The sequence below is a fragment of the Microbulbifer sp. MKSA007 genome, assembly GCA_032615215.1.
GTDB lineage: Bacteria > Pseudomonadota > Gammaproteobacteria > Pseudomonadales > Cellvibrionaceae > Microbulbifer.
The window spans coordinates 570,785-589,687 of the sequence record CP128433.1; the positions used below are offsets into that span (position 1 = coordinate 570,785).

An 18,903-nucleotide genomic window follows, 5' to 3' on the forward strand; every position below is an offset into this window, starting at 1 on the left:
AGATTGCCTTTCTTTGTTTGATGCATTTCCGGGTCACGTTCTTTCTTTTCATTCTTAGTTGAAGTTGGCGCAGAGATAATAGTGGCATCTACAATCGTGCCTTCACGCAGTACCATCCCATTCTCAGCAAGGTGTTTGTTGATTTCATCAAAAAGAGCTGCACCTAGCTGATTGAGCTCCAGTAAGTGGCGAAAGTTAAGAATCGTTGTTTCATCGGGAATTGGGCTACTCAAAGTCAATCCAGCAAAACTACGCATGGATTCAATTTCATACAGTGCATCTTCCATAGCGGGATCACTGAGATTGTAAAATAGCTGCATGCAATGAATACGAAGCATGACACTCAATGGATATGGCTGTCGGCCACGTTTACCTTGTGGGTAACAAGGAGTGATCTGAGCTTCTAGTCGCTGCCATGGGACGAGGGTTTCCATTTGAGAAAGAAACTTCTCTCGGCGAGTTATACGACGCTTTAGCTTATATTCTGCTTCGGCAAAGGTGACTTGGTGCATGATTCATCGTAGTCTTGATGGGTAGGTGAATATTACCAAATTGACTCAGAATTATTCAGAGGTTCCCTAGATGTTTTAATATCTTAAGGTTTGGTTTTCGTGGCACTATTGGTGGAGATATCTTATTGTTTAGCAAATAATTGATATTTTTATTTTTTTCATTATTTTCTGTAAACATCTTTGCAGGGCTGATTTCTCAAGTGCGGCTGATGAATTATAATTGCCAGTGATGGTGCGTTTCATCGATATTTTTTTTAAAGTTCTGTTGTTTTAATTGGCTTTTAAGTGGTGGAAGATGTAGATGTCGTTGAGGGAGTTAAGATTATTGTTGGTGTTATATTTATAATTTAATAGTTAAAGCCGTATTTGGATCTAACTGGCGGCTAGACACTTTTTGATTTATTTGATTTATTTGATTTTTTGCTGGCCTAAGGCATTGAATTAAGGTTGGTAGATTAGTTGCTATTTACTGGCTCTGATTCCATTACCCTAAATGGCCGCATCATATCGTAATCCTCATGGGATAGTAGATGGCAGTGCCATACATAAAGGCCTTCGCGGTCAAAGCGCGCAATTACCCGGGTCACTTGGCCGGGAAGCGCGATGACCGTATCTTTGGGGCCGCTTTCTTCTGGTTGTGGTGGAAGGGGTTTTCCCTGTAGAGATTCTATTTCCAGGCGTGCACCCTGAAATATCTTATCTGTATGCATAAATTTCTGCTGCTTGGCAATAAGTTTTCCTTTAAAAGGCTGGCGATCCAGTACCTGGAATTCCACCAGATGAATATGGATTGGATGAGCCGATACTGTAGGGTTGTATATTTCCCAGATCTCAACGGCGTTGTGTTGGATTATTTCTGTAGTAGGGTCTTCAAAAAATAGGGAGCCCTCCTTTACTGGACCTAACATGAGCAGATTGCGGCCATAGGGATCATCCAACCGATAGGTGGCAAGTTGTCGTGTGCGACTGGCTTGGTTAAGCCTATTAAGTGGGGTGCGCAAGGGAGTATTTAGGCTGAGTTTTAAATCTCCAGTGGTATTTTTAATCTCTGATTTCTGTTTATTAGAAGGGGGGATCGGTGTTGAAGCAATATGAAATTGTAGGATTTGGCCTGTAGTATTTGGATCGGTAGCTGGTGTGATGCCGCCGCGTCCATCGCTTAATACGCGTTTACCTCCCGGGTTGTAGACAAGTGGAATCGAACTCTTTGGGTCATTGGCCTCTACAAAGCCTTTAAAAGGGACATCCGGTCCAAAGTTTCGCAGTGTTAGTTCACGTCCTTCATAACCGCTGAAATCTACTAAAACATCTGCTCGCTCTGCGGGTGCCAATATCAACTCGTTCAATTTTACAGGGTAATCGAGAAATCCGCCGTCACCGCCGACTTGTACAAAGGGTGTATTTTCGTCGATCCTGAGTATCAGTGTGCGAGTATCAGATGCGTTGAGTAATCGCAATCGATAGACGTGTGGAGTGACACTGACTTTGGGCCAGGTCATACCGTTTACCAGAATAAAATTGCCAAAAAATTCGTCGAGATGGGACGGATTGGGCCAATTGGCCTTAACCACCTCATGGGAAACCGGTGATGGAGGCTGGTCCCTCCAGCCAGGAAAATACAGCTGCCCATCGGAGCTAAACAAGCTGTCTGTAATAGCGGCTACAAAAGTGCGCTCTTCTGCAGGGAGGAGCCTCTCCTGTATCAGACGGTCTTCATTGTCATCGCCAACCAGGTAAAAACCGAATAGACCTGCGTAAACATTAAGGCGCGTCATGCCTAGGGTGTGGTCGTGATACCAGATAGTGGCGGCATCCTGGGAATTGTCGTATTCGTAAATCCTTTTCTCAAATAATGGTCCCGTCTCACGGTAATTGCGGGTGTACCAAGCGAGGGGGTTGCCGTCACTTTTCCACTCTGTATGCCCGCCGTGAAGGTGGATAACCATAGGTACAGCTTTTGGATCTTTTACGTCGGCGAGGTGAATGGATCGATCCACAGGAAATAGATGCGGACCCGGTAGCTCATTGGCCCAGTGTACAAATACCGGTTGGCCTTCTCGGGCGCGAATAGTAGGGCCAGGAGAGTGGATGCGACCTGCATATTCAAAACCCCAGGCTTTTGTCATTAAACGTTTGCCTTCCTTATCCCGTAGCCCCATCCAAACTTCAGTGGGGCGGGCGGGTAGTTTAATCGAGGCTGAGCCCTGAGGGCGGATTTCTACGGGTATTGGCAGTTCATTGACGAACTTATCCACAGTTGCTGGATCCAGCAGCCGCAGGGGAGTTGCTTTAGCCGCATCTTCAGCTGTAGTCAGGGCAAGGGGAATTAACAACAGCAGGGAAAAGATTACCCGAAACATTGGCTGTTTTTAGCAGTAAGTATTTAACAGTCAAGTATAGGTAAACAAGCGGTATCGGTGGAGTTAACTTGGGGGCAGGGAAGGGTGTACAGGGCCCTTCCCTGATGCGAACTTTCATTAGATAAAGCGATTGATCGCCGTTTTGGCATTGTCTTGATAGGTAGGATTGTCCAGGTCCGGGAAAAGCTTCCGCTGTTCACCAAGAGGTCCAGTCAATCCACGTTCACTGCCGTAAAAAATACCTGTGCGGAAGGATCTTGTATCCAGCAGGGCATCGATATAGCGCTTGGCGCCTATTTCTACTTTGTGGACTTTGCCCAATAGCAGCATAATCCGCATCATGCCCTTCATCATATATTGCTTGAATAACGACAGTGTATTGAAGCCCTCTGTGCCTACAGTAGCCCCGGGGCTCATGGTTACGAAGCGGATATGGGGGAATTCCCGCGCCATGGAAGACATCCATAGGGCGCCCATATACTTTATCGGACCATAGGGTACCGTAGCGTCTTTGGTACTCGCATAGAGCTCTCCTTCGCAGATCTGCATAAATTCCTCCACAGAGGCGCTTTTCAGCTCTGGTCGCTTCATCCCCATCTCTTTGACGCCGCGAGCGGCCTCGGAGCCGGCGTAGATAGCAGCCTGCGTTAATTTATTGGCTTTCAGCAACTCGTTAGTCAGTAGTGCATGCCCGAGCAGGTTGACGGCGAAAATTTGTGTGACTCCCTCAGGGGTCTTGTTGTAAAACTCTTTCCCCCCGGTACCGCCAGCATTCATAACCAGAGCATCAACCGGGGAGTCCAGGTTCTTAACTGCCTCTTTCACAGATTGTTGATCCGCGACATCGATCAGCAATACTTCGAAGATATTCCTGCCTGTTTCCGACACCAGCTCGGCCTGGGCTTCCTTGGCCTTGTGCAGATTGCGGCAGCCGAGATAGATCTTGTTAATCTGCTGGTATTCCGCCAGTTGCTTGGCGCACTCCCTGCCTAAGCCTGCATTCGCTCCGGTAATCAAAACACTCTTAATCATCTTTCTGTCTCTGTGGATATTGGGAACTGGTGCCCGGATATGGATATACCCGGCTGTTGGAGAGAAAGATAAGCGGTTAAGCGCCTCGTCTTTTGACATTTCTTGCTGTCTTAGTGGGATACCAAGACCGCAAGAAATATCAAAAATAGGGCCTTACTGGCCAATATGATTAGGTCATCACTCCAAATACGGCAAACTAAGGTGACACTATGAATCAGGCGAGTTCTATAGAAAGAAAAATTTTCCAATTGTTAGTGGTAGCGCTAGCGGTGATCTGTTTTGTACCCGGTGGTATCAGTGCATTTGGAGGGCTGAATGGCAGTGCTGCTCTTAGTGGTGGTGCTATGATTTTTGGCCCGGATAGCCCCTTGAGAGGATTTGGGGATAATCAATATCGATTTGCCTTTGGTGTTTTCTTTGCCCAGGGGTTGGTTCTACTGTATTTCCTGAGCAATATCGAAAAACATAAAGCATTGTTTTACTTCGTGGCTTTATCCCTCTTTATTGGCGGTCTGGGCCGCTTAAGCAATATTCTGGAATTTGGATTGGTGGATGATCAGGTCTTACCCCCTACGATTATTGAGCTTGCGATAGTTCCACTTCTGGTTTTTTGGCATAGGCGAGTAGCCTCTCAAGGTTAGTCATTAGAAGCTATTAGTTAAGCAACTAAAAGTTATTTACGCTTAAGAGGTTATTGCTTTGTTACCAGTATTTTTACATATAGAGTCTTCACCAAACCTGAAAGAATCGCAGGCATTTGATCAGTATATAGGTCTGGCACCGCAATTAATGCAACAGTATGGAGGAGTGCCTATTGCCTCTTATGATGTGGAAGAGGTCTTGGACGGAGGTCGGTCACCAAAGGCATTTGTTGTGGTATCTTTTCCGGATCGGGAGGCGATCTATGCATTCTTTAATGATCCAGCCTACCAGGCAATTATTCCTTTGAGGCACAAGGCATTTACCCATTTACGCTTTTTTATCACTAGTGAGCGAATTTGATTTAAAGGCAAGCTAATGCGGGAAGGTGTTGCTCGAAAATCTCACCGTCCCAACGTAAACAGGCAGTAAAGGAGCCTCTCATGCAGCGATTTTTTAAAAGTATCAACTTCGTAGAGCAGCATCTATACGACAAAATTTCTGTTCATGAAATTGCCGCGGCCTCTCATTACTCAACCTATCACTTCAGTCGTATTTTTAAAGCATTAGTGGGGGACTCACCGAAAGAGTACTTGCGTAAGCGCCGATTGACCGTCGCCGCAAAGAGGTTGTTGAGTGAAGATATTGGTATTCTTGAGCTTTCCATGGAGTGCCAATTTGATTCCCAAGAAGCCTTCACTCGCGCGTTTAAAGCTTTATTTAATGTAACCCCGGCGCAGTATCGAAAGCAGCAGGATCCTTTTCGGTTGTTGTATAAGGATCAATTTAGCCCTCATATGCTGCACTTTTTGCAAAATGAGCTATCCATGGAGCCACAAATTATTTCTCGGCCTGCGATGCAATTGGTGGGGGTAGCGCAGGAATATGATCATGAAAATCTCAGCTTGCCAAAGCTCTGGTCTGCATTTCGGCCCTACAGGGATAAAATCCCCAATCGTATCAGCGATGAATCTTTTGGTATTTATGAGTGTTATGAGGAAGCGGGTGATGAAATTCAGTTTAAGTATGTCTGCTGTGCGCCGGTTGCCGACCTGACTCAGGTACCCGAGGGTATGGTGACGCGGGAACTACCGGAGCAGCTATATGCAAAATTTGTTCACCGTGGATCTATTACCACCCTGGAACAGACATTGAAGTATATTTGGGGAAGCTGGTTGCCAAAGTCCAATTACGACTATATTGAGAGGCCAGACTTTGAGCTGTACCCACCCAGATATCAGGTTGCCAGCCCGACAGCGGAAATGTTTCTCCATATCCCGGTCAAAGAAAGGCCGTAATCGCTTGGAAATAGCGTAGTTTTTTCGCTACTCAATCTTTTCGGTTGCCTGGCCGGCGTTGTATCGGTAATGCCCGGTAATTTTAAAGGAAAACAACATATCTTCCAGCACGGGTCCAGCCCCGATATTGTGTGCGACCAAGTACCGGTTGGTTTTTTGAGAGCGTTTCGCAGTCACAATACCGATATGCGGTAAATTACCGGGCAGCATCCAGGTAACGATGTCCCCCGGTAGATAATCCTCTGCCTTGTCACTTATTGAGAGTGATTGCCCTTTGCGAGTAAAAAAAGCCTGTAGATTGGGTACTCGCCGGTGATCAATATTTTTATCTGGCCTGGAAAGTCCCCATATGCGTTTAGACGGGTAGGCTTGAAAATGGCCCGATATATCCTCGTGAACTTCTTTTTGCAAATCGATCCCCAGCTTCCTATATGATCGAATCACTACGTCGGTACAAACACCGGTATCAGCCGGCACATCTCCATTTGGATAGGGGATAGACACATAAGCAGGATCGTAGCGTACCTTATGATAGGTTCGCTCCAGAGCAGCTTCGGCCAAAGTTATATTTTGTGCATAACTGGCGGCAGAAATCAGGGTACCCAAAAATAGAAATATTCGTTTCACTAGGGCTCCAGTTTTTTTGAGTCTGGGCTGAAATCCTATACTATCGTTTATTTACCCTGCAACACATCAATAACTATTTTACCTTTGGCTCTTCCCTTATTTGGGTAGTCGAGTGCGGCTTGAGTTTCATGTATGGGGTAGACCCGATCAATAACCGGTTTCAAAAATCTTTTCTCAAGTAATGAGGCAAGTTCTGCGAGAGTAGTGCCACTTGGCCATGAATAGACTAGTTGGAGGCGCTGCCTCATCTTTTCAATTAAGGTATCTGACCCTTTAGCTTTGACGGAGACTGATACTAATAGACCATGTTTGTTAAGAACTTTGGCAGACCTTTCTAATACTTCTCCGCCTAAAGAGTCGAGTACAAGGTCATAATCCTTGAGTAATTCCTCAAATTTTTCGGTTTTATAATTGATAACAGTGTCGGCACCGAGTCGTTTGACTAATGTAAAGTTGGCATCACTGGTGGTTGTGGCTACGAAGGCGCCAATATATTTGGCTATTTGTATAGCGATAGTACCGACTCCGCCGGAGCCGGCGTGGATAAGAACTCTTTGCCCTTTCTGTAATTTTCCCACTTCAATGAGATATTGCCAGGCTCTTAAACCCACGAGAGGGAAAGCGGCACACTCATTGTTGGAAAGATTGCAGGGGCGGATAGCTGCGTCCATTGCTTTGATTGAAGTGTATTCGGCAATCGTACCCGTTTGATTTGTATCGGGGCGTGCAAATATCAGATCGCCAATTTTAAAATTTCTGACAGCGCTGCCATAAGACCTGATAATAGCGGCTTGCATATTTCACAGCTCTAAAATTAGAGGATTGATAGCTTTAGTGTGTTGAAAGACTTGCTAGTTTAGTAACTGTAAAAAAATAACGATTGAAAAAAGGGCCCGAAGGCCCCTTGTAGCAGTAAATATAGCCACAATGGCTAGCGCAAGTTACTGATACAGCGGTTATATTCGCGAATATAAATCTTACCACCTACTGCAGGGTTAGCATTTGCCATATCTGCAGCGGCATTCATACAGCCTTCTACCTGGTCTCTAGTCAGACCCCAAGTTTGGGGGCGAGGTTGTGAGCCGCGGATATACATATCCCGGGGATTCTCATAACTACGAATAGAGGTGGGGGGCTGTACTCTGTAGAAATAACGGCCCTGCTCATTAAAGGCATAGAAAGTATTACCACTTTGATAATAAGTCTTGCCGAGAATCTGCACGGGTTCAGCGTTGGATGGGAGGCGCGTCATGCGGTCATCTGCATAACTGAAACCTGCGAGAGAACACAAGAGCACCATTGAAACAAGATATCGCATAACGTCTTCTCCTTCTCCTAGTTTGGCCACAAGTCTACTCAAACTGGGGGAGTGTCCCAACGTGCGGTAATGGAAGTTTCGGTTGTTGTAAAGGTATGTTTTAAGATCCGATCGAGATAACGGTTATGAATTCAATAATTATTTTTTACATGAATAGGTAGAAATCAAAACAATTTCCTAGATAGCGGTTTTCTTATAGTAATCAGGACCTTTATTTTGTTGAGGTATTTGTAAGAAAGCTAAATCGTGGAGATAAGAATCTGGATTAGATTGAAATACAAGAAAAATAGATTGTTACCTACCATTTAAAATGGCTCTGATTAAGGGAAAGTTAAAGGGTGGTTTAAAAAATTACATTGTTGTTTAAAGCTGTCATCGAGCCATAAAATTACTCAGGCGTGCCACAGGAGATAAAGAGACTTGTGAGCTGATCTCTAGCGATAATGGTCAATTTCAATTTATGGCTGCTCACAAAGCCCTTTTCTTAGGCTTGATCAGAGCTTTTGAAATATTAGATTTACTAATTTACAAGCCGAGATTCTGCTCTTTAGAAATGGGTCGTAGGTCCTTATGCCGTGGTTGATGAATGTTCAGCACTCGTACTAAGTAACGAGGCTCTTGTCGCACTAATAGCCTCATAATCTGATACCATCGGCGCAAACCCCTTCGCTAGATGATTTTTTATGAAACTACTGCGTTCACTTCTATTTATTGTGCTTGCCCTAATGGTGATATCTGCCCTGGCTGCGCCGGGTTTTATCGGCCCCAAAGTAGAGGAAATTTGGAAGCAGCAGTTGGGCCGCTTGCAGGGGGGAATTCCACGGGTTACGAACGCGGATGGTTTGGTGCTGAAACCAATACTGAGGTGGCATTGCCGGATGGCACTACCCAGCTCAATACAGAGATCCATCACGGGCCGGTGTTGCTTACCTCTAAGGGGCCGCGCCTGGGTGTGGTTTATACCGAGACCCGGCTGGAGCTGGATCAACTACAGCCTGAATTGCGCGCTCAATTGGAGTCCATTTATGGCGCTTTACAGGCGAGTCCGGTAGTTCTGGAAACCCTGGTTACCGCCGACAACCGGGTGCTGAATACCCTGCGCTTAGACCCTTTCAAAAATACCGGCCCACTCGGAGAGTTGGAGTTTGACGGTGGGGAGATTGCCGTATCTACGGATTACAGCGGTGCTGTGCTGAACGGTGTCGTGGAGCTGGGAAGCTTGCGCCATATTCGCGAAGGTATCGAAGTACTGTTTACCGAGCCCCTTGAAGGCGAGTTTGAATATATGCCCGGCGAGGGCGGTAATGCGGAGCTGCGCTTGTCGTTGCTGAGGGCAGAATCAGATTCCGGGCCGGTTCAATTGCGCGATGTTACCCTAGGTCTGACCTTGGAAGAATTGGCGGCTCAGACCCTGAAAATTATCAGTGACCTGAAGCTCCCCACCGTGGACTCGGCAACACCGATTACCTCTGTGCGCCAGCAGATGACTTTGCCGAGAATTAAGACTGCGGATCTGGGGCACTACCTGCGCGTATTGTTGCCGGCCCCTGAGCGGAATTGGGCCCGTGAAATGAGCCGCCCGCTGCGCCTGGAGCAACAGCTGGCGATTCAATCTCGCAATGGCCCGGTGTTAGTAGATGCTGATATCGATTGGCGGGGTATGCGCAAATCCTCCCGCCGAGGTGCCAGTGAGATCGATCAGTGGCTCAAACCGCTGGTAGGTAGTATGACCGTTAGCGCTGCAGAGCAGGCGCTCTTGCAGTCCCCCCTGGTAGGTCAGGCAATGCTTCTGCGAGATTATGGCCTGCTGATCGAAGACAAGGGTGAGCTGCAAATGTATCTCAAGGTCAACCGCGGCCAGTTGGAGGTGAATGGAGAGCAGTTGCCGGCAGACCTGTTCGTGATGGCACTTACCGGCAGATTCTGATTGCTTGGGGGCCTGCTGTTGTGAAAAAAGCAGGCCTCAAATCCCAGTATCATCACAGCTGCCGTGGTCTTTTAACCCGTATTGCGCATGCCCGCTGCAATCCCTGCGATAGTGACCATCAGCGCACTTTCCAGTACCGCATCACTTTCCCGTTCGCGCAAACGTGCCATCAGCTCGGCCTGCAATAGGTGCAAAGGGTCAGTGTAGGGATCGCGCACGCGGATGGACCAGCGCATTACGGGATTGTTATCCAACAAGCTCTCCCGCCCGGTAAGCTGTTTTAGGGCCTCTACGGTGTGAGCCAGTCGCTCTCTCAAACTGACACCCAGTTGGATTAGGTCTGCATCCTGGGTGAGTCGTTCTTCGTACCAGGAGGCAACGCGGGGATCGGCCTTGGCCAGTACCATTTCTAGCATATCCACAACGCCTTGGAAAAAGGGCCATTGGCGGCTCATATCCCGCAAGATATCAGTTTCATCTGCGTGCTTGAGGGCATTCTCCAAGGCGGCGCCAGTGCCCAGCCAGGCCGGTAACATCAGTCGTATCTGGGTCCAGGCAAACACCCACGGAATCGCCCGCAGTGATTCGACACCGCCACCGGGTTTACGCCTTGCCGGGCGACTGCCCAGGGCCAGGCGGCTCAGCTCGGTTTCCGGGGTGACAGTGCGCAAGTAAGCCACCAGGGCTGGGTCATCCTGCACGACTTCCCGATAGTTGCCGACGGAGACTTCCGTGAGCCGGTCCATCTCCGCGCGCCACTCCGAACGCGGCTCTGCCGGGGGCATCAGTGTCGCCTCCAGAGTTGCGGCGACATACTGCTCCAGGTTGTAGGCGGCTACAGAGGGACGGCCGTATTTGAAGCGAATCATTTCTCCCTGTTCGGTAACGCGAATACGTCCGGCTATTGATCCCGGTGGTTGCGACAGCAGGGCCATACGAGTAGGAGAGCCGCCCCGGGATATGGAGCCGCCACGGCCGTGAAACAGAGTTAGGGGGATACCGTGGTTGCGGAATATTCCGGTGAGAGCTTCCTGTGTGCGGTACTGGGCCCAGGCGGCGCCCAGGAAGCCGGCGTCCTTGGCGGAGTCCGAGTAGCCGATCATCACTTCCTGGCCATCGAGCACACGCTGCTTGTAGAGGGGGATATTCAGCAGGGTACTCATAGTGGTAGCTGCACCATCGAGATCGTCGAGAGTTTCAAACAGGGGAACCACTCGCATTGGCACCTGCACCCCGGCAATTTTTTGCAGCAGCATTACAGCGAGAACATCGGAAGGTGTGGTCGCCATTGAGATAACGTAGGCACCTAATCCCTCGGGACCCTGTTCGGCAATGACCTTGCAGGTCTGTAAGACTTCACTTACCTCTTCGCCACAGAAATCACTGCGGTAAAAGCTCTCGTCCACCAGTGGGCGGCGGCTGTCCAGCTCGGACACCAGGAACTCCTGTTTCTCCTCTTCACTCCAACTGCTGTAATTGCCCATACCCAGATAGCGGGTAATGGCATCCAGAGTGTCAGCGTGGCGGGTGGATTCCTGTCGTATATCCAAGCGCAATAAAGTGATGCCGAAGCAGTTGAGTCGCCTCAGGGTATCTTTAAGTTGGCCATCGGCGATGGCTGAGAGGCCCACATCGCGCAGGGAGCGGTCGATCAGGCGCAGCTCGTCGGCCAGCTGCTCGCTGCTGGTAAACGCGAGGCCGGAAGGCTCTGCACGTCGACCAATGCGGGCCTCCATTTTTTCCCGGGTTATTTTGAGACGGTCGCGAACCTGGCGCAGCACCAGGCGATAGGGCTCGTGGCTGGGGCCAGTGCGCTGTAAAAGTTCTTCGCTGGCGCGATGCATGGACAAGTCTGCGAGCAGGTTTTCCACATCGCGCAGATAGAGGTCGGCGGCCATCCAGCGGGCTAGGTGCAGGACTTCCCGGGTGACGCTGGCGGTGACATTGGGGTTACCGTCCCGATCTCCCCCCATCCAAGAGGCAAAGTGGATGGGAACCCAGTCAACCGGCAGAGGGGGAAGCTTGGCCAGGGCCAATTCACTGTCTATTTCCCGCATACTCCTCGGAACTGCCTGCCACAGGGATTGTTCGATGGTGGCAAAGCCCCACCTGGCTTCATCAACTGGGGTGGGCCTGGAGCGGCGGATCTCGTCGGTGCTCCAGGCGGAAAGAATCTGCTCTTGAAGGTGGCGACGTAAATCCTGGGATTCTTCTGGGGTCAGGTCGGGCCTGTCCAGTGTGTTGAGTAGGTCTGCAACTCGATCGTATTTGCGAATTAGGGTACGGCGTGTCACTTCGGTGGGATGAGCGGTTAGGACCAGTTCTACGGATAACTCTTTAAGTGTCCCGTGGATTTCCTCGGGAGACTTACCCGCTTTGCTTAGCTCTGCCAGTACCTGTCGCAGGCCGCGGTCTGTATCGGGATCTCCGGGAAAGCGCTGGTGCTGGCGGTGCAGTCTCTCGCGATGGCGCTGTTCGGCAATATTGGCAAGGTTTAGAAACTGGCTGAATGCCCGGGCAACTTCCAATAGGGTCGCATCATCCAGGGGGTCGAGTAGCTCTCGCAAGTGATCGGCCTGCATCGCCCCTTTGCTGCGGCTTTCAACGGCCGCCTGACGAATATTCTCAACGGTATCAAATAGTGGCTCGCCAACTTGGTTTCGCAATACTGCGCCGAGCTCTTCACCTAGCAGGCGTACATCTTCCCGCAAGGGGGCATTCTGGTCCTGGTTCACGAATCTATTTCTCCCTGTTAACAACGCGGTGAAAGTCAATCGGATAGGCATATTCGCACACTTTGTGATGAAGCATGCAATGTTGCAGCTGCAACTTCTGGCGAATAAGGGCTTGAGAAAGTAAATGAGGAAAAGTTGGTACAGCCTTTTGGCTAGTCAATCTGCTTTTGTCTTTTACGAGGTGTGAAAGTCGGTAATTTCAGTCAGGGAATCTTGGATTCATTTCTTACTGAGAAGTAGATGGGTCCAAGATACTGGGCCCATCTAATAGAATATTTGCCATTAATAAGCTGGGCGCCGGTCAACAAGTGTCAGCCAGCCGCGAATAACCCGATAGATTACCCATACCCAGTTAATTGCCAGAATCAGGTAGCCCAGCCCCAGTACCCAAATGGTTAGGGAGCCAACAATGGTCCACAGCAGCCAAAACCAGAAGGTGCGAATCTGCCAGCGGAAATGGGACTCGGCCAGGGTGCCGCGAACATCGCTGCGCTTAAAGTAGTTGATTAATACCCCGATAAAAAATGGTACTGCGGTAAATAAGCTGATCGCCTGGATCAGGTAAACCATGATGGCCAGGTCGCGCCCACTTTGTTCTCGGGCTTCCTGACTGCGTTCGGGATACTGCTCTGACATAACTTGTTCTCTCTACTATTCACTCCAATATAGTGTGGTGCAAATAGTGCATTTCAACTTAGCTGCGCTGGGATGTGTTATTTGCGCGGTGGATTGCAGACGCCTTTTCCGCCCCATTATTTCCCAGTAAGAGTACTGTGGCTCGAAATCGGAGCACAGTAGGGTAGTCTATTTTAATGCCCACTCAGTGTGAACATTGCGCTCGCGCCAGGCCTTTAGCTGGCGCACAGATTCGCGCATAAGCTGTAAAAGCTCTGTGCGCTGTTGGCGACAATGTTCTCTTTCACTATCGATAGAGAGGTTTGCGGCCAGGGTACGCAAGCGAGAAGCTATTGTTTCGAGGCCGACCTCAATAGCTGAGCGAGCCAGTCTTTGTGCCTGCTGTTCTGCATCAAGCCAGTGGCGTCCAGTAATAGCGCTGGTTAATGACGTTATTTGTTTTGGCAGGGTAGCGGTGCGCTCGCTGAGTAATTCGGCAAACGTATGGTGGTCCAATGTATCCCGCAGGCGAAATAGGGTATTGGTATTCAGCAGTCGAGTGGGCTTTGCTCCCTGGGGGCCTGCAATGCCCTGGCTTCGGCGAACAGCCCAGCTCAATAATTGCATCAGCTGTCGGTCGCCGATCGGGTGGGTCAATACCCCGGTAAAGCCTCTGGCCTGGTAGCGCTCCTTATCGCCAGAGCTGGCATTTTGTAAAAGGGCAAAAATAGGTAGTTCAGCACCTCTCTCCCTGCGGATTTCCCGCACTGCTTCAACGCCATCCATCAACGGAAGATGGGTATCTGCCAAAATAAGATCGAAGTTTTTTTGCAGTGCAGCGCTGCTACCATCGATCCCATTGCACTCCCGCTGTACGTTATGGCCCATGGTTTCCAGGGTGGGTTGAAGGGAGTCATGCTTACTGTTTTCAACGAGTAAAACAGAGAGCTGTTTGCCGGGCGCACGATGGCTTTCAGTGGGGAGTTTTAATTCTACTGTCTCAACATTACCGCACTGATGTAAGTTCTCCAGGGATTTAAGGGCGCTGTTTAATTGTCTTTTCCCGATTTCTACCAGGGCGCGCGTATTGTTGTCTTCGCTGCGAGCTAATAAATTCAAAGTGCCGAGAAGTGTATCCAGCGGATGCTGTAAATGGTGCCGGGTTATGGTGAGGAGATCAGATTTCTCCTGGCGCAATTGTTCCAGCTCACTGAGAGCATCAGCAAGTTGTTTTTCCAGTGCGATAAATTCGCTGTTACGACTGTGTACCTGTTGGAAAAGATTGCTATTTTCCTTGCTCAAATTTTTAAGCCGGGCATTGGTATCGAGGGTTAATTGGCGTAATTTAACTTGCCTATTTATTGCAAACGCACAAATTAGCAGTAGAAGCACAGCAGGTATTCCCATCCAAAAGAGCGGGACCTGACTTTTTAGTGTGGTAATAACATCGGCCTGTGCAGTACTCGATAAAAATACCGAACCCGAGACCAATAGGCCGAGGCATATGGCACGCAAGAATACGCGACGAGAGGGAATTCCCCCAGACAAAGTGGTTTCTATCATCCTTGTAACCAACGTTATTTAAATTGGACTAAATCCTGCAGTCCAAAAAGGTTTTAATACGACTTGTTGTAATGGATACCCAGGCACATCGGAGATTTTTGATACTGCAATAAGCCCGCTTTTGGTACAAGAAAAATTTTACTTCTGCTGTGGGGGCAGCAGAGGCGCTTCAGTGAACGTACCAATAGAGAAGTAGCCCGCCAGCCCCGTCTGCCCTGCCCTTGGATCGGGTAGCCGGGTTGTTGGCAGGGAGTTAATCTACAGATTGCATCTGATTACATAGAGGGATCTAGCAGCAATGTACTAGGTTGAATGGGTAGTTTAGCGACAGCTTCAGAACAAATTACGCCGGAGCTGTCGCGAGGAAATAGTATTCAGGCAGCCTGGGGAATGCGCTCTTGCAGCAATTGCAACATACGCTCTGAGGGAAGGAAAAGGCGAATGCCATCGCAGTGTGCGAGCAGTTCCCGATAAAAATAATCGAAATGGGTGCAGCCCAAAATCAGGATCTGTACGCCGCTTTTCACCAGTGCCGCGACCAAGTCATCAAGGGCATGTTGGCGAACAATCATTTCTGCGGCGAGGCCGTCCTCGATATCTTCCACAATTTGCAAGTTGCCAATACCGATGACTTTGGCGGTTGTATTGCGCTCGAGTATTTCCCGCTCGATATTGGCGCAGCTCTGGCAGTTGGCGGCCAGCAGTCCAAAGTTGCGATAGCGCTGGGTAAGCTCAGCGTAGACCTCGAGAGGGGATACCACCTCAATGGGGGAGGCAGCTTTTACCGCCGTCATATCCACAGCACCGGAAAGTGAGTTGCAATAGATCATGGCCGCTTCTGCACCGGCCTGGTACAGCTGCTCAATGGCTTCGATCAATTGTTGGGTAAGGGCGTCGCGCTCCAGCGCCTGCAATTGAGTCTGGGCCTGGGGAGAGGAAGATAGGGACAGGCCCACGCCACGAAGTTGGCGCGCGGCGAGGAAGTTCAATCCGAAGCGGGTATCTGTGGGGGTGCCGGCGACCACGCCAACGGTCATGGAACTGTTTTCAATGGCGTTATCGGTCAACACAGTCATGTTCCTCTCTCGTAATGCCTAATCGAGTATCGGTGACCCCTCAGGCAGCGCGTTTGCTCCACAGGGGGACAAGCGTATTAATCCACACTCGGCGCACCCAGTCGAGATAAATTCCGTAGGGGCGGCCAAGAGCTCCCGCGATGAGCATAAAAGTAATACTGGCGGTGGCAATTTCGTCCCAGCTGGCCCCACCGAGGCGCATATTGGCCATATATAGCGGGAACTGGAAGCTGAGGAATACAAAGGTGTCTACCAGATAGGCATTGATAAAGCCGCCACCCCCAAAACGGTTCACAATCCAGTTGCGATACATACTGAATGGACGGGCGATAAGGGTATTGAATACCAGGGCCATCAGGCGAACTTTCAGGTGTTCGTTCCAACTCATACCCGCCAGAATCAGCTCGATGGGGATCGCTACAGCCCAAGAGAAGCTATTCATGGCGAAGATGTCCAGCATAAAGTCCCAGCGGCGCGCACCAGATGCCTTTTCATCTGGGGCATCTGGACTGGATGGGGATAGTGCGGGCGCGGACATTGGGCAAACAACCTCGTAGACAGTGGCCGCCTAAACGACTTTGGCGACAGACCGGCGATTATATCTACAATTTGCATAAAAGCTAGCCTTACATCTCGACTGATAGTTTCTAACGATACATTTGTCCTATTTTTTAATGTTTTTTTAATCTAATTATCTTGTTGTGAAAATCTGGCAGCTGGTCACGAATGGCTGGCACCGGTTAATATGCAACTCTTTGCATAAGATGAGTTGGAGTTTTCATGTCCCTGCGCTTTGCCGTTCTCACCTTGCTGGATATTGAGCCCGGCAGTGGTTATGACCTTAAGCGGCGCTTTGAGCGCAGCGTCTCCCACTTCTGGAGTGCCAGCCATCAACAAATGTATCGCGAGCTGCACAAGTTACATGAGGAGGGCCTGCTGGACTGTGAGGAGCAAGCCCAAGAAGGCAAGCCGGACAAGAAGGTCTATAGCCTCACGGATCTAGGTCGCGCCGAGCTGCGTGACTGGGTCACTCAGCCCAGTGCGCCGCAGAAGATTCGCGAGCCTTTCCTGGTGCGTATGTTCGCCGGTCACAACCTGAGCAAGGATGAAATGCGAGATGCTCTGGAGGCCCAACTGCGCCAACATCGCAGCTCTCTGGAAAGTTACCAGGAGCAAAATGAGCGGGTATTAAAGAGTGATACAGCGCTCCAGGAGCGCTACTGGTTGGCACATCAAACCCTGCTTTTGGGGATTGAGGCGGAAAAGACCTGGATTAGTTGGGCGGAAGGTCTGCTGAGTGAGCTTGAAGAGTCCGTAAAAAAATAACCGCTACTCGCTTGGAATGACGTGCCCGAATCTGGCCAGCGATGCCGTTTGGTGTTCAGTAACCTCGCTCTTTTAGCAAGTGGGGTGACCTTAGCCATGACTTTTACCGTAACACCTATCCGCGAAGATTTTTTAGAAAAGGTTCGTCAAGCAGGTCTAGATGATCTAGGGCAGCCGGTACGGCAGCTGAGCGCCAAGGGCGGTGAGCCATGTCGTGATGTGCGACGGCGCGCACGGCCGGGGGAGAAAATCCTCCTGGCGAGCTACTGCCCTTTCTCTTTTGCCGGTCCTTATCGGGAATACGGGCCTGTATTTGTACTGGCGCAGCCGGGGCCGGAACAAGACTTCAGAGCACAGAACAGCTTCCCCCCGCTAAATAATAATGCGGAAGATTATTTCAAGAGTGGTGTGCCACTAGTGCTTCGCGCCTATAGCGCTGAAGAGCATATCGTGTCTGCGAAATTGGTGGGTCCCGAACAAATAAAAACAGAAGTGAGTGAATATTTTATGCAGGGTGAGATTGATTTCGCTCTGCTGCGCTTCGCTGCTTATGGTTGCTACGCGCTGCGGCTGGATCGCGCATAGTTTTAATAGATATTTGTGAAGGCCAGGTCGCCGGTTAATAAAATCCTGATGTCAGTGGTAGTGAGAACCACGGGTCTTTTTGGTGGTTGTTTCGGAGTTCAGTATTTATTCCCGAACTCCGAAAATATTTCAAAATTAAATGGAGATTTTTTCCAATACCAAGCTGCCAATAGAATAGCCTGCGCCAAAGGAACAGATAATTCCCCGGTCGCCGACCTGCAAGTCATCGCTGTGCAAATTAAACGCAATAACTGAACCGGCACTTGCCGTGTTGGCGTAGCGGTCCAGAACGATGGGCGCGCGTTCAACGCTTGCATTGTCACCCATTAGCTTCTTGGCGATCAGGTTGTTCATATTGATATTGGCCTGATGGAGCCAGTAGCGGCGCACGCTGTGAGGATCGGTGTCCGTCTCTTGCAGATGGGCTTCAATATGAGATGCCGCCATGGGGCAAACTTCTTTAAATACCTTTCGGCCATTCTGGCGGAACAACTTACCGGGACCAAAAGGGTCCACATCGGCGGCGCGAGCGGTGTAGCCAAAGTTCGAACGGATATTGTTGGAGAAAACGGTTTTCGCTTTGGTGCCGAGAATTTCCCAGGCGCTTTCGACAGTACAGGTTTCTCTGCGCTCGATAATGCTGGCTACGGCTACATCGCCAAAGATAAAGTGGCTGTCTCGGTCGGTGTAATCCACTTGTGGTGAGGCCAGCTCGGCATTGATGACCAGTACAGTTTTGGCTGAGCCTGAGCAGATCGCATCCACCGCACGCTGAAGTGAGAAGGTAGCTGAGGAGCAGGCTACTTCCATATCAAAGGCAAAACCATCGATACCCAGTGCACCTTGGATTTCAATAGCAATAGCGGGGTAGGCGCGCTGCATATAGGAGGCACCGACAATGACCAAATCAATGTCAGACGCCTGCTTATCGGCTTTCTCCAGGGCTAGTCTGGCGGCCTTTAAGCCCATTTCGGCTTGAACACTTAGCTCGTCATCTGCACGCTCGGGAATAAGGGGGCGCATGCGCTTCGGATCAAGGATGCCATCGCGAGTCACCACATAGCGGCTCTTGATGCCCGAGGCCTTCTCGATAAATTCTGCAGAAGAGAAAGGTTTTGCCGCGCGCTCACCGGCCTCAATCTCTTGAGCATGCTCAAGATTGTACTGCTCGGCATGGGTGTTATAGGCATCTACCAACTCTTCATTGCTAATAGATTCCGGTGGGGTCCACAGGCCTGTGCCGCTGATGACAATGCCCCGTGGCAACTTGTATTCACTCATCGCTGAATT

At 49.7% G+C, this 18,903-nt stretch carries 17 protein-coding genes and 1 pseudogene; 6 read left to right on the forward strand and 12 right to left on the reverse strand.

Annotated elements, in window-relative coordinates; all coding sequences use genetic code 11:
• Window positions 1-2: 2 nt before the first annotated feature.
• The 3 genes and pseudogenes from QT397_05145 to QT397_05155 form a co-directional block, all read right to left on the reverse strand.
• Window positions 3-512, reverse strand: a pseudogene (locus QT397_05145) (IS5 family transposase).
• Between the two features lie 455 nt (window positions 513-967).
• Complete coding sequence (locus QT397_05150) at window positions 968-2,872, reverse strand: multicopper oxidase domain-containing protein (protein ID WNZ56748.1); 1,905 nt, start codon at window positions 2,870-2,872, stop codon at window positions 968-970.
• 117 nt (window positions 2,873-2,989) lie between these two features.
• On the reverse strand, window positions 2,990-3,904 hold the full coding sequence (locus QT397_05155) for an SDR family NAD(P)-dependent oxidoreductase (protein WNZ56749.1): 915 nt from the start codon (window positions 3,902-3,904) through the stop codon (window positions 2,990-2,992).
• Between the two features lie 209 nt (window positions 3,905-4,113).
• Between QT397_05155 and QT397_05160 the strand changes: the two genes are divergently transcribed.
• From QT397_05160 to QT397_05170, 3 genes are all read left to right on the forward strand, one after another.
• Window positions 4,114-4,545, forward strand: a complete 432-nt coding sequence (locus QT397_05160) for a DUF4345 domain-containing protein (GenBank protein WNZ56750.1) — start codon at window positions 4,114-4,116, stop codon at window positions 4,543-4,545.
• Window positions 4,546-4,603: 58 nt separating this feature from the next.
• Window positions 4,604-4,906: a DUF1330 domain-containing protein gene (locus tag QT397_05165; GenBank protein ID WNZ56751.1), complete on the forward strand. Its 303-nt coding sequence runs from the start codon at window positions 4,604-4,606 to the stop codon at window positions 4,904-4,906.
• Window positions 4,907-4,986: 80 nt separating this feature from the next.
• Window positions 4,987-5,841, forward strand: a complete 855-nt coding sequence (locus QT397_05170; GenBank protein ID WNZ56752.1) for a GyrI-like domain-containing protein — start codon at window positions 4,987-4,989, stop codon at window positions 5,839-5,841.
• A gap of 27 nt (window positions 5,842-5,868) precedes the next feature.
• Here QT397_05170 and QT397_05175 read toward each other — a convergent pair whose 3' ends face one another.
• The 3 genes from QT397_05175 to QT397_05185 all read right to left on the reverse strand — a co-directional run bounded on the left by QT397_05175 (window position 5,869) and on the right by QT397_05185 (window position 7,786).
• Window positions 5,869-6,468, reverse strand: a complete 600-nt coding sequence (locus QT397_05175; protein WNZ56753.1) for a DUF1287 domain-containing protein — start codon at window positions 6,466-6,468, stop codon at window positions 5,869-5,871.
• 47 nt (window positions 6,469-6,515) lie between these two features.
• Window positions 6,516-7,265, reverse strand: coding sequence for an NADP-dependent oxidoreductase (locus tag QT397_05180; protein WNZ56754.1), 750 nt, complete (start codon window positions 7,263-7,265; stop codon window positions 6,516-6,518).
• A 134-nt stretch (window positions 7,266-7,399) separates the two neighbouring features.
• Complete coding sequence (locus tag QT397_05185; GenBank protein WNZ56755.1) at window positions 7,400-7,786, reverse strand: hypothetical protein; 387 nt, start codon at window positions 7,784-7,786, stop codon at window positions 7,400-7,402.
• A 781-nt stretch (window positions 7,787-8,567) separates the two neighbouring features.
• On the opposite strand from QT397_05185, the gene QT397_05190 reads away from it, so the two are divergent.
• Window positions 8,568-9,713: a DUF945 family protein gene (locus QT397_05190; GenBank protein WNZ56756.1), complete on the forward strand. Its 1,146-nt coding sequence runs from the start codon at window positions 8,568-8,570 to the stop codon at window positions 9,711-9,713.
• 71 nt (window positions 9,714-9,784) lie between these two features.
• On the opposite strand, the gene ppc is transcribed toward QT397_05190, so the two are convergent.
• The 5 genes from ppc to alaE all read right to left on the reverse strand — a co-directional run bounded on the left by ppc (window position 9,785) and on the right by alaE (window position 16,240).
• Entirely contained in the window at window positions 9,785-12,448 is a 2,664-nt protein-coding gene (gene ppc / locus QT397_05195) for a phosphoenolpyruvate carboxylase (GenBank protein WNZ56757.1), read from the reverse strand.
• 282 nt (window positions 12,449-12,730) lie between these two features.
• On the reverse strand, window positions 12,731-13,084 hold the full coding sequence (locus tag QT397_05200; GenBank protein ID WNZ56758.1) for a hypothetical protein: 354 nt from the start codon (window positions 13,082-13,084) through the stop codon (window positions 12,731-12,733).
• A 168-nt stretch (window positions 13,085-13,252) separates the two neighbouring features.
• Complete coding sequence (locus QT397_05205) at window positions 13,253-14,626, reverse strand: response regulator (protein ID WNZ56759.1); 1,374 nt, start codon at window positions 14,624-14,626, stop codon at window positions 13,253-13,255.
• 374 nt (window positions 14,627-15,000) lie between these two features.
• A complete protein-coding gene (locus QT397_05210) occupies window positions 15,001-15,702 on the reverse strand; it encodes an aspartate/glutamate racemase family protein (GenBank protein ID WNZ56760.1) in 702 nt (233 codons plus the stop codon).
• A 40-nt stretch (window positions 15,703-15,742) separates the two neighbouring features.
• Window positions 15,743-16,240 (reverse strand): L-alanine exporter AlaE, encoded by a 498-nt coding sequence (gene alaE / locus QT397_05215; protein WNZ56761.1) that lies wholly within the window; start codon window positions 16,238-16,240, stop codon window positions 15,743-15,745.
• A gap of 242 nt (window positions 16,241-16,482) precedes the next feature.
• Between alaE and QT397_05220 the strand changes: the two genes are divergently transcribed.
• The gene (locus QT397_05220; GenBank protein WNZ56762.1) at window positions 16,483-17,028 is read left to right on the forward strand and encodes a PadR family transcriptional regulator; all 546 of its coding nucleotides are present in this window, start codon (window positions 16,483-16,485) and stop codon (window positions 17,026-17,028) included.
• 96 nt (window positions 17,029-17,124) lie between these two features.
• Entirely contained in the window at window positions 17,125-17,613 is a 489-nt protein-coding gene (locus tag QT397_05225) for a DUF1203 domain-containing protein (GenBank protein WNZ56763.1), read from the forward strand.
• Between the two features lie 135 nt (window positions 17,614-17,748).
• Here the strand turns inward: QT397_05225 and QT397_05230 are convergent, their stop codons facing one another.
• Window positions 17,749-18,894: a beta-ketoacyl-ACP synthase III gene (locus QT397_05230; protein WNZ56764.1), complete on the reverse strand. Its 1,146-nt coding sequence runs from the start codon at window positions 18,892-18,894 to the stop codon at window positions 17,749-17,751.
• Between the last annotated feature and the right edge of the window lie 9 nt (window positions 18,895-18,903).